Raw genomic sequence first — 11850 nt, forward strand, 5'->3', positions numbered from 1 at the left:
TATATCAATATAAATAAAAAAACCTCAACGGATTCGTTGAGGTTTTATCGAGGAATTATTTTTCCTGCAGACCGAGTTTTTTCTCCAGATAGTGGATGTTAGTCCCACCGTGCTGGAAGTTCTCGTCGTCCATAATGCGCATTTGCAGATCAATGTTGGTTTTGATGCCGTCGATGATCAGTTCTGCCAGTGCATTTTTCATGCGGGCAATCGCCACTTCACGGGTTTCGCCGTAAGTGATCAGTTTACCAATCATGGAATCGTAGTACGGAGGCACAGTGTAGCCTGCGTAAATGTGCGATTCCCAACGAACACCGAAGCCGCCAGGTGCGTGGAAACGAGTGATTTTGCCCGGGCTTGGCAGGAAGGTGTTAGGGTCTTCCGCGTTAATACGGCATTCCACCGCATGGCCTTTGACTTTCACTTCGCTTTGTTTGATCGACAGTGGCTGGCCGGACGCAATGCGCAGCTGCTCTTTGATCAAATCCACACCAGTGATCATCTCGGTAACCGGATGCTCAACCTGGATACGGGTGTTCATTTCGATGAAGAAGAACTCACCGTTTTCATACAGGAACTCGAAAGTACCTGCGCCACGGTAGCCGATATCCACACAGGCTTTTGAACAACGTTCGCCGATGAAACGACGCAGTTCTTCAGTGATGCCCGGTGCTGGCGCTTCTTCCACGACTTTCTGGTGACGACGCTGCATAGAGCAGTCACGTTCAGCCAGATAAACCGCATTGCCCTGACCGTCAGCCAGTACCTGAATTTCCACGTGACGTGGGTTTTCCAGGTATTTTTCCATGTAAACCATGTCGTTGTTGAAAGCCGCTTTGGCTTCCGCACGGGTCATGTTGATGGATTGCTCAAGGTCTTTGTCGCTGCGCACAACACGCATACCACGACCACCGCCGCCGCCAGAAGCTTTGATGATGACCGGATAGCCGATGCGTTTAGCGAAGGCACGGTTTTGATCCATGTCGTCGCCCAGCGGGCCGTCAGAGCCAGGTACGCAAGGTACGCCAGCCGCTTTCATCGCGTGGATCGCAGAAACTTTGTCGCCCATCAGGCGGATAGTTTCAGCTTTCGGGCCGATGAAGATAAAACCAGAACGCTCAACCTGCTCTGCAAAATCAGCATTCTCGGACAGGAAACCATAGCCAGGGTGAATAGCCACCGCTCCAGTGATTTCTGCCGCCGCGATAATGGCAGGGATGTTCAGATAGCTTTTTACTGAAGGTGCAGGACCGATACAGACGGTTTCGTCTGCCAGCAGCACGTGTTTCAGGTCACGGTCAGCAGTGGAGTGCACAGCAACGGTTTTGATGCCCATTTCTTTACAGGCACGCAAAATACGCAGGGCAATCTCGCCGCGGTTCGCGATAACAATTTTATCTACCATGGTACGCCTCGTTATTCGATGACGACCAGCGGCTCGTCGAACTCAACCGGTTGGCCGCTTTCTACCAGAATTGCTTTAACAACACCGGATTTGTCTGCTTCGATTTGGTTCATCATTTTCATCGCTTCAACGATACACAGGGTATCGCCAGCGTTCACTTTCTGACCCACTTCGATGAAGGCTTTAGCGTCCGGGCTTGGCGTACGGTAGAAGGTACCTACCATCGGTGAGCGAACGATATGACCGCTGATGGCAGCCGGAGCCGCTTCTGCAGGCGCAGCAGCTGGCGCGACCGCAGCAGCCAGACCTGGCTGTTGTTGTACAGGCATAGCATAAGCCTGTTGCATCATTGGATAAGCCTGCGCAGGTGCAGCACGGCTGATACGTACTGATTCTTCGCCTTCAGAAATTTCCAGTTCAGAAATGCCTGATTCTTCAACCAGTTCGATCAGTTTTTTAATTTTACGAATATCCATGGGTGTGATTCCGTACTCTTTTTGCGTAGAAATTAGTGGGTTTTTGACAAGCGATTAACCGCTGCCTGTAATGCAAAGTGGTAGCCATCTGCGCCAAGTCCGCAAATAACGCCCACTGCGATGTCGGAAAGATAGGAATGATGCCGGAACGCTTCGCGGGCATGTACATTCGACAGATGGATCTCGATAAACGGAATCGACACCCCCAGTAATGCATCGCGCAGCGCCACGCTGGTATGGGTAAAGGCCGCGGGATTGATCAGAATAAAATCGACGTTTCCGCGTGCCTGATGAATGCGTTCAATCAGGACATGTTCTGCGTTGGATTGCAGATGGCTGAGTGCTACATCAGCAGCAGCAGCCTGAACTTCCAAACCTTTAACAATATCGTTGAGCGTGGTGTGTCCGTACGTTTCAGGCTCACGGGTGCCTAACAAATTCAGGTTAGGACCGTTCAGTAGCAAAATGTCAAACTTATGCGCCATTGTGAGCCTATCTCCGGCAATTAGACAAAGATTGTAGAAAATACCCTGATGTCACCGATTTGTCACCTATTTCGCGGCAAATCGGCCCGTCTCTTCGGCATGAGGTCGGGCATTATAATGATATCGTGGCAATTCGCAGCTAAATACTGGTCTTATCAGCGAAGATAATCAACCCTCGCCCGGAGAATGTGAGTGTGATTGCCGGAATTATGAGGGGCAGAACACAGAAAAGTTCCACCGCTTATCGCAGCCACTGGCGGAATTTTTTATAACGAAATGCCAACAAGATGACCGCCAGTAATGCGTAAATGACGGGTTGCGGCGATAACACTTTTACCGACCAAAGGTAGTGGATCGGCGCAAGTACCGCGATCAGATAAATGAAATTGTGCAACTTCTGCCATTTTGACCCCAATTTGCGCTGTGCCCACATGGGAGAAGTGCAGGCCAGTGCCAGCAGGAGAACCCAGCAGATGATACCGAGCGTCAGATACGGACGTGATATCAGTTCACTGCCGAGCAGGCGAAGATTACTGATGCCCAGTTCAAGGAAGGAATAGCTGAGAAGATGCAGCGTTCCCCACGCGAAACACCATAAACCCAGCAAACGACGGGTGCGGATCAGCAGCGGCTGTTTTCCGTAACGTGCGACAGGCGTAACCAGCAGAGTGACCAGTAAAAATTTCAGAGTCATCCTACCGGTAAAATGCTGAATATCTTTGGCGGGATCGGCGCTGAACCAGCCCTGATTAATCGAAAGCACAATCCAGAAAAAAGGCAAAATAGCGCAAAGATAGATGATCACCTTCAGCCAGGTAATATTTGCAGGGCTTAAACGACGCATAGGTGAAGCTTCCCCTTCCTTAATAGAACTTACGCAAGTCCATACCGTGATACATCGACGCCACCTGTTCGGCATAACCGTTGAACAATAAGGTGGGCTGACGCTGCACGTCGAGCAATCCGCCCGAACCGATAAATCGCTCCGTCGCCTGCGACCAGCGCGGGTGATCAACTTGCGGGTTCACATTGGCGTAAAATCCGTATTCATTCGAGGCAATCTGGTTCCAGGTGGTCGGCGGCTCATCTTTGGTGAATTTGATGTTCACGATGGATTTAATCCCCTTGAAGCCGTACTTCCACGGAATGGTCAGGCGGATGGGCGCGCCGTTTTGCGGCGGAAGTGCCTTGCCATACACGCCGACCGTCATCATCGCCAGCGGGTTCATCGCTTCATCTATACGCAATCCTTCAACGTACGGGTAATTCAGCCCGCCGCCGATAAACCGGTCTTTTTGCCCCGGCATATGCTCAGGGTCATATAAGGTGGTAAACGCGACATAACGCGCATTGCTGGTCGGCTCGGCGAGTTTGAGTATTTCACTGAGCTGGAATCCGACCCACGGCACCACCATTGACCAGGCTTCGACGCAACGCATGCGGTAGATCCGCTGCTCGAGCGGGAAACGCTTCATAATGTCGTCCATATCCAGTGTCATCGGTTTAGCGACTTCACCTTCAATTTTTAACGTCCATGGCGATGTGACCAGTTGCCCGGCATTCGCTGCCGGATCCGCTTTATCCAGTCCGAATTCATAGAAATTGTTATAGCCGGACACCTTATCTTCCGGTGTCAGCGGCAGATCATTCTGGTATGCGGCTGGTTTGGTGAAATCCAGCGGCTTGCCCGCAGGTGCGGACGGGCGGTCATGGCCTTTAAACCAGGAAAGCAGATCAGCCCGGGCATCTTGCGGGATGGCCAGTGCCGCCGCACTGATACCCAGCGCCTGTAATACTTTGCGCCGGTCATGGAAGATGTCTTCGGGTGTGACATCGGCTTCCGTTAGTTTGCGGGGTTTGAACATAGCATTCTCCGGCATTCTCTTTTATATGGTTCATTTTTATGGTTATAGACAGAGCATGGCGTGAAATTGGGGGTTTTGCGAGATGAACCCTGCAAATACCCGATTTTAAAAAAACGCCTTTGGCTGATTTTTATCCATTTGCATAAGAATTCTGAATTGATTGTTTTTTGCGTTGCTATGCTATCAATGTATGCAAAGGGCACTTTTCGGCCTGATAAAGGAATGAAATGGTGCCCGATGTGGCAGAAATAACGAAATATGCGAGTAATCCTTTTTCGTAAATTTCTCCAGTCCCTCCCTTTTTCTGTTTTATAGTAGCGGCGTTTTTACGCAGCAGGCTCAGACAACGGGTTTGTGTTCACCTAACCGTAGCGAGTAAGGCACAGGGATGCGATTTACTACCAGACTATCGGCACTGATTTCGATGTTAGTCGCGCTGGCAATGCTGTTGATGTTGCTGGGCGTCACTTTCAGTTTTCTCTATCTCAATAAACAAAGTACAGAGCAACATCTTCAGGCGCTGGCGGCGACCTATGATCAGGCGCTTCTGACCCATACCCCTGCGGAAGCCGAACGCTGGATGCCACCGGCGATGCGCATGCTTGATATCACGGATGTTGAGCTCAAACTCAATAACACCACTGTTTATGAGTATCATGAAAAGCCTAATTTACGCCGTTCCTGGGACAGCGTAATCCCTGAATTCGAGACGGCAATTTTCCCGCTGATGCAGAACCATGCGATGTCTCTGCAGATGTCCTATATCGATCCGATCAGCACTTATATCCGCTCCCTGCGCTCAACATTTGCGATTGGTCTCGCCATTCTGGTGATGCTGGGCATGCTGATGCTCAGTTTCCGCTGGCTGCGTCAGGAAACCGATGGCGTGGAAAAACTGGAAGACCGCGCAGTGCGCATTTTACGCGGAGAACGCGAGGGTCTGACCGGTGATGTTGGTGAATGGCCTCATTCTGCCAGCAGTGCTATCGATGTGTTGCTGACTGACCTGAACGAAGCCCGTGAACAGCGTAGCCGCGTGGACACGCTGATACGCGCGTATGCGCAGCAGGACGCACAAACCGGGCTGAGTAACCGCCTGTTCTTTGATAACCAGCTCGCCACACAGCTGGAAGAAAAGGGCGCGCATGGCGTGGTGATGCTGCTGCGTTTACCTGATTTCGATATGATGCGCGAGACCCACGGTCAGGCGGTGGTTGAAGAACTACGTTCGGCGATGGTGAATTTATTATCGACGTTTGTTATGCGCCACGTTGACGCTTTACTGGCCCGCTATTTCCACAGTGATTTTGCGGTGCTGCTGCCGCATCGCACCCTGAAAGAAGCGGAAGTGATGGCGGCCCAGCTGGTGAATGCGCTGGGCGTGTTGCCGACGTCTTCGCTGATCGACCGCGACGCACTGATGTACATCGGCATCAGTGCGTACCGTTTCGGGCAGACGCCGGATCAGGTCATGGATATGGTTGAGCAGGCCACCCGTCACGCGGCGTTCCAGGGAAGTAACAGCTGGTTTATCTACGATAAAAACGTGCCGGAAAAGGGCCGGGGAAGCGTGCGCTGGCGGACTTTGCTGGAGAATACCCTGGCGCGTGGCGGCCCGCGTTTATACCAGAAACCGTCATTCTCAAAAGGCGGCAAGCTTGACCACCGGGAAGTGCAGCGTCGCGTCTTTGACGGAGAACAGGAACTGCTGGCCGCAGAATTTATTCCTCTGGTGGTTCAGTTTGGCCTGTCTCAGAGCTTTGACCGGGTCATGTTAAGTCAGATTATTCCGTTACTTAACCGCTGGCCGGATGAAACGTTGGCATTTCACCTGACGGTTGATTCATTATTGCAGCGCTCGTTTGTTCGCTGGCTGCGCGATACGTTGCTTCAGTGCGAAAGAACCCAACGAAATCGAATTTTGATTGAACTTGCAGAGGCAGATCTCTGTCAACATACCGACCGGCTGCGTCCGGCTATCAGGCTATTGCAAGGTTTAGGCTGTCGTCTGGCCGTGACGCAGGCAGGATTGTCGGTCGTCAGCACCTCTTATCTGAAAACTTTCCCGGTGGAGAGAGTCAAGCTTCACCCGGGATTAGTGCGCGATATTGATAAAAGGGTGGAAAATCAGCTTTTTGTACAAAGTTTGCTCAGTGCATGTGAAGGAACTCAGGCCCTGGTTTTTGCCTCCGGAGTGAGGACAAAAGAGGAGTGGGCCGTCCTGCTGAAAAGTGGGATCCACGGCGGTCAGGGCGATTTATTTGCTGTGCCGGAGCCTGTTGACCCGGTCGGTAAAAAATATTCACATAACCGCGATGTTTAAGTGACCGTTATGGGATTATTTAACGTAGAATGAGCCAGCTTTTGACCGACTCCCTTGCCTGGCCTCCGGTGCTTATTATCAGGCCGCAGATGAGCGGAAAATTTCGGTAAAAGTGTAAGAATTTATGTGCGGTGTTGCTACTTCGCCTGGGTGCCTGCCCGAGGTAAACCGAGCCTGCGATAAAGAATTATTTCGCAGTGCCATCAGCCTCAAAAAGTAACAACAAGTGAATGGCGACATCGCTGACAATTTTCACGGAAGCAGGACGTTTTTGCGCCTTGTCGCTGCTTCGCGTGGTTGGTAAAGTAGGCGGATTTTATTTTCCGCCCCCAGCTTGCAGGATTATCCTTTCGTTATGTTTAAGAAATTTCGTGGCATGTTTTCCAACGACTTGTCCATCGACCTGGGTACCGCCAATACCCTTATCTATGTAAAAGGACAAGGCATCGTGTTGAATGAGCCATCTGTAGTGGCTATTCGTCAGGATCGTGCTGGTTCACCTAAAAGCGTTGCTGCTGTTGGTCACGACGCTAAACAGATGCTGGGTCGTACTCCTGGCAATATCGCAGCCATTCGTCCAATGAAAGACGGCGTTATCGCCGATTTCTTCGTGACTGAGAAAATGCTGCAACACTTCATCAAGCAAGTTCACAGCAACAGCTTCATGCGCCCAAGTCCGCGCGTGCTGGTGTGTGTGCCAGTCGGTGCAACGCAAGTTGAACGCCGTGCTATCCGTGAATCTGCACAAGGTGCAGGCGCGCGTGAAGTGTTCCTAATTGAAGAACCGATGGCTGCGGCAATCGGTGCAGGCCTGCCAGTATCTGAAGCGACCGGTTCAATGGTGGTGGATATCGGTGGTGGTACGACGGAAGTTGCGGTGATCTCCCTTAACGGCGTGGTGTATTCCTCTTCTGTACGTATTGGTGGTGACCGTTTCGACGAAGCTATCATTAACTACGTTCGTCGTAACTACGGTTCACTGATTGGTGAAGCGACTGCCGAACGTATTAAGCACAGCATTGGTTCTGCTTATCCTGGCGATGAAGTGCACGAAATCGAAGTTCGTGGCCGTAACCTGGCTGAAGGTGTTCCACGTGGCTTCACGCTGAACTCCAACGAAATCCTGGAAGCCCTGCAGGAACCGCTGACCGGTATCGTCAGCGCCGTGATGGTTGCACTGGAACAGTGTCCGCCAGAACTGGCTTCTGATATTTCCGAGCGCGGCATGGTGCTGACCGGCGGTGGCGCATTACTGCGTAACCTGGATCGTCTGCTGATGGAAGAAACCGGTATTCCGGTTGTCGTCGCAGAAGATCCGCTGACTTGCGTAGCCCGCGGCGGTGGTAAAGCATTAGAAATGATCGACATGCACGGCGGCGACTTATTCAGCGAAGAGTAATCTGAGCGAAGACTTGTGGTTTTGGGCAGGGCTTGTTGTCAGCAAGCCTTGTCGTAGTGAACAAAATCAGTCTGCCCGGGAAGGTGGTTGTCCGTCAGGTAAAACCTGCAACGTGAAGTGTGCAGTGTTCAATGTGGATCCGCGCAAACACTGGCTGAGCGATAAACGCTTTGCCGGTGTTTTGTCTATCCCATGAGATTGCCGCCTTTTCTGTCAGGGGAAGTCTTTACTTCGACTGGCTGAAACCTTCTGTTGCCGAGGAACTCGCATATTTTATGAAGCCAATTTTTAGCAGGGGACCTTCCCTGCAACTGCGACTTTTTTTGGCTATTCTCACGGCCATTGTCCTGATTGTTGCCGACAGTAAAATAGGTACGTTTGTTAAAATTCGCACCTATATGGATACTGCCGTCAGTCCCTTCTATTTTTTGTCCAATGCCCCGCGTGAATTCTTAGATCAGGTCTCTTCAACATTTGCCACTCGTGGTCAGATGGAGCTCGAAAACCGCGCTTTGCGTCAGGAACTGTTGCTGAAAAACAGCGACCTGATGCTGCTTGGCCAATACAAACAAGAAAACGCCCGTCTGCGCGAACTGTTAGGGTCGCCGTTGCGTCAGGACGAGCACAAGATGGTGACGCAGGTTCTTTCTACCAGCAACGATCCGTACAGTGATCAGGTGGTGATCGACAAAGGCAGCAACAATGGCGTCTATATCGGGCAACCGGTGATCAGCGACAAAGGTGTTGTCGGTCAGGTTGTTGCCGTTGCCGCTCTGACCAGCCGCGTATTGCTGATTTGCGATGCGTCGCACGCATTACCGATTCAGGTGCTGCGTAACGACATCCGCGTGATTGCAGCCGGTAGCGGCTGTGCCGATGACCTGCAACTCGAGCATCTGCCAAGCAATACCGACATTCGTGTCGGCGATGTGCTGGTCACGTCAGGTCTTGGCGGCCGCTTCCCTGAAGGCTATCCGGTGGGTGTGGTGTCCTCTGTTAAAGTGGACAACCAGCGTGCGTATACCGTGATTCAGGCGCGTCCGACCGCCGGTCTGCAACGTCTGCGTTATTTGCTGCTGTTATGGGGTTCCGACCGTAATGGTGAACATCCTCTGCCGCCTGACGAAGTCCATCGCGTCGCCAACGAACGTCTGATGCAAATGATGCCGCAAGTCCTGCCACCTCCGGGTGATATGGGGCCTCCTGCACCGGTTCCACCACCGGCTACCGGTACGGTGACCGCGCCTGTCAGCACCCCTGCTGTTCAGGGAGCGACACGATGAACAGTTACCGGAGCCACGGGCGTTGGATTATTTGGCTATCCTTCTTAATAGCCATGCTGTTGCAGGTCATGCCGTGGCCGGAACAAATTTACATGTTCAGGCCGTCATGGCTGATGCTGATCCTGATTTACTGGGTGATGGCGTTACCGCATCGCGTCAACGTGGGTACCGGTTTTATTGTCGGCTTCATCATGGACTTGATCCTGGGATCGACGCTCGGCATCCGGGCGCTGGCATTTGCTATCACCGCCTATCTGGTCGCGTTCAAATTCCAGTTATTCCGTAATCTGGCGCTATGGCAACAGGCGCTGATTGTCATGGTGCTTTCACTGGCCGTGGACGTGATGGTGTTCTGGGGTGAATTCCTGGTCGTTAACGTTTCGTTCCGGCCTGAAGTTTTCTGGAGTAGTGTGGTTGACGGTATTCTGTGGCCATGGCTGTTCCTGCTGATGCGTAAAATTCGTCGTCAGTTTGCCGTGCAATGAGGATGTTATGACCGCACTTTATCTGGCCTCCGGGTCACCGCGCCGCCGTGAATTACTGACGTTGCTGGAGTTGCCTTTCGAGCGCCTGTCTACGGACGTGGCAGAAGAACGTCAGCCCGGCGAAGCGCCGCAAGATTATGTTTTGCGGCTGGCGAAAGACAAGGCGCAGGCCGGTGTGGCGGTAGCAGCAGAAGATTTGCCGGTGCTGGGCGCAGATACGATTGTGGTACTTGACGGTAATGTGTTGGAAAAGCCACGTGACGAAGCGCAAGCCGCTGTTATGCTTAATGCATTGTCTGGGAGACAGCATCAGGTGATGACCGCGATTGCGTTTGCCGACCGGCAGGATTGTCTCAATACGTTGGTTGTGACAGATGTCACTTTCCGTTCACTATCCTCCGACGACATTGCACACTATATTCTGAGCGGTGAGCCCATGGATAAAGCGGGCGCTTATGGTATTCAGGGAAAGGGCGGTTGTTTCGTCCGTGAAATTCGCGGCAGTTACTATGCAGTTGTGGGTCTTCCTTTGGTGGAAACTCAGGAACTGCTAAATGAATTTTCTGCCTTACGCGAGCTTAGGAGAAAACATGACAGCTGAATTACTGGTCAATGTCACCCCGTCTGAAACCCGCGTGGCCTACATTGACGGTGGCATTCTGCAGGAAATCCATATTGAGCGTGAGACCAAACGCGGGATTGCCGGCAATATTTATAAAGGACGTATCAGCCGGGTTCTGCCAGGTATGCAGGCAGCATTCGTGGATATCGGCCTTGAGAAAGCAGCGTTCTTACACGCTTCAGACATCATGCCTCACACCGAATGTGTGGCGCGTGACGAGCAGAAAAATTTCCATGTGCGTGATATCGCAGAGCTGGTGCATCAGGGCCAGGATCTGATGGTGCAGGTGGTGAAAGACCCGCTTGGCACCAAAGGCGCGCGCCTGACGACTGACATTACGTTGCCTTCCCGCTATCTGGTGTTCATGCCCGGGGCTTCTCACGTTGGGGTTTCCCAGCGTATTGAAAGCGAGGCGGAACGCGACCGTCTGAAACGTATCGTCTCCGAATATTGCGACGAGCACGGTGGTTACATTATTCGTACCGCCGCCGAAGGCGTGGGCGAAGAAGAACTTAAGCAGGATGCCGCCTACTTAAAACGCTTGTGGACTAAGGTGATGGAGCGTAAACGTCGCAACAAAACCAAGTGCAAGTTGTATGGCGAACTGGCGCTGGCGCATCGCGTTTTACGTGATTTTGCCGGTGAAGCGCTGGATCGTATCCGCGTTGACTCCCGTCTGACCTACGAATTGCTGGTGGAATTCACCAGCGAATACATGCCTGAAATGACCAGCAAGCTGGAGCATTACAGCGGCAAGCAACCTATTTTCGATTTGTTCGATGTTGAGAATGAAATCCAGCGTGCGCTGGAGCGCAAGGTGGAACTCAAATCCGGCGGCTACCTGATTATCGATCAGACCGAAGCCATGACCACCGTGGATATCAATACCGGTGCGTTTGTCGGCCATCGCAATCTCGAAGACACTATTTTTAACACCAATACTGAAGCGACACAGGCGATTGCCCGTCAGCTGCGTCTGCGCAATCTCGGCGGCATTATCATCATCGACTTCATTGATATGTCGAATGAAGATCACCGCCGTCGCGTATTGCACAGCCTCGAGCAGGCGCTGGCGAAAGACCGCGTGAAGACCGGCATTCACGGTTTCTCTGCGCTCGGTCTGGTGGAAATGACCCGTAAGCGTACGCGTGAAAGCGTCGAGCATGTTCTGTGCAGCGACTGTCCGACATGCCATGCACGCGGTACGGTGAAAACCGTTGAAACCGTCTGCTATGAAATTCTGCGTGAGATCGTACGTGTGCATCATGCCTACGATTCCGACCGTTTCCTGGTTTACGCGTCTGCTGCCGTGGGGGAAGCCCTCAAGGGAGAAGAATCCCATGCGCTGGCCGAAGTGGAAATCTTCGTCGGTAAGCAGGTTAAGGTGCAGATTGAGCCGCTCTACAGTCAGGAACAGTTCGACGTCGTCATGATGTGATCTGCGGATGACTGGCTTGAAGCATCTGGGTGTTAAAGGTTTCCATTGCCGTCTGTGCGGGTGAAACCA

General features: G+C 52.2%; 11 protein-coding genes. 6 read left to right on the forward strand and 5 right to left on the reverse strand.

Annotated features, from left to right (window positions below):
* Window positions 1-55 precede the first annotated feature (55 nt).
* The 5 genes from accC to msrP all read right to left on the reverse strand — a co-directional run bounded on the left by accC (window position 56) and on the right by msrP (window position 4231).
* Entirely contained in the window at window positions 56-1405 is a 1350-nt protein-coding gene (accC, locus tag EC840_RS16980) for an acetyl-CoA carboxylase biotin carboxylase subunit (protein WP_112290409.1), read from the reverse strand.
* A gap of 11 nt (window positions 1406-1416) precedes the next feature.
* A complete protein-coding gene (accB, locus tag EC840_RS16985; protein ID WP_013577296.1) occupies window positions 1417-1881 on the reverse strand; it encodes an acetyl-CoA carboxylase biotin carboxyl carrier protein in 465 nt (154 codons plus the stop codon).
* Window positions 1882-1913: 32 nt separating this feature from the next.
* On the reverse strand, window positions 1914-2366 hold the full coding sequence (gene aroQ, locus EC840_RS16990) for a type II 3-dehydroquinate dehydratase (RefSeq protein ID WP_013577295.1): 453 nt from the start codon (window positions 2364-2366) through the stop codon (window positions 1914-1916).
* Window positions 2367-2607: 241 nt separating this feature from the next.
* Window positions 2608-3210: a protein-methionine-sulfoxide reductase heme-binding subunit MsrQ gene (gene msrQ / locus EC840_RS16995; protein WP_112290411.1), complete on the reverse strand. Its 603-nt coding sequence runs from the start codon at window positions 3208-3210 to the stop codon at window positions 2608-2610.
* Window positions 3211-3229: 19 nt separating this feature from the next.
* Window positions 3230-4231: a protein-methionine-sulfoxide reductase catalytic subunit MsrP gene (msrP, locus tag EC840_RS17000; RefSeq protein ID WP_112290413.1), complete on the reverse strand. Its 1002-nt coding sequence runs from the start codon at window positions 4229-4231 to the stop codon at window positions 3230-3232.
* Window positions 4232-4619: 388 nt separating this feature from the next.
* Here msrP and csrD point away from each other — a divergent pair, with 388 nt between their 5' ends.
* The 6 genes from csrD to rng all read left to right on the forward strand — a co-directional run bounded on the left by csrD (window position 4620) and on the right by rng (window position 11781).
* The gene (gene csrD, locus EC840_RS17005) at window positions 4620-6554 is read left to right on the forward strand and encodes an RNase E specificity factor CsrD (RefSeq protein WP_112290414.1); all 1935 of its coding nucleotides are present in this window, start codon (window positions 4620-4622) and stop codon (window positions 6552-6554) included.
* A 355-nt stretch (window positions 6555-6909) separates the two neighbouring features.
* Window positions 6910-7953, forward strand: a complete 1044-nt coding sequence (gene mreB / locus EC840_RS17010) for a rod shape-determining protein MreB (RefSeq protein ID WP_013577291.1) — start codon at window positions 6910-6912, stop codon at window positions 7951-7953.
* Between the two features lie 275 nt (window positions 7954-8228).
* Entirely contained in the window at window positions 8229-9236 is a 1008-nt protein-coding gene (gene mreC / locus EC840_RS17015; protein WP_112290416.1) for a rod shape-determining protein MreC, read from the forward strand.
* Complete coding sequence (mreD, locus tag EC840_RS17020) at window positions 9233-9721, forward strand: rod shape-determining protein MreD (protein WP_132966287.1); 489 nt, start codon at window positions 9233-9235, stop codon at window positions 9719-9721. Before mreC ends, mreD begins: the two co-directional genes overlap by 4 nt.
* Window positions 9722-9728: 7 nt before the next feature.
* The gene (locus EC840_RS17025; RefSeq protein ID WP_112290419.1) at window positions 9729-10322 is read left to right on the forward strand and encodes a nucleoside triphosphate pyrophosphatase; all 594 of its coding nucleotides are present in this window, start codon (window positions 9729-9731) and stop codon (window positions 10320-10322) included.
* Window positions 10312-11781 carry a ribonuclease G gene (gene rng / locus EC840_RS17030; protein WP_112290421.1) on the forward strand — a complete coding sequence of 490 codons (1470 nt, stop codon included), beginning with the start codon at window positions 10312-10314 and terminating at the stop codon, window positions 11779-11781. Before EC840_RS17025 ends, rng begins: the two co-directional genes overlap by 11 nt.
* Window positions 11782-11850: the final 69 nt, after the last annotated feature.

Source organism: Rahnella sp. JUb53, from assembly GCF_004346065.1.
GTDB lineage: Bacteria > Pseudomonadota > Gammaproteobacteria > Enterobacterales > Enterobacteriaceae > Rahnella > Rahnella variigena.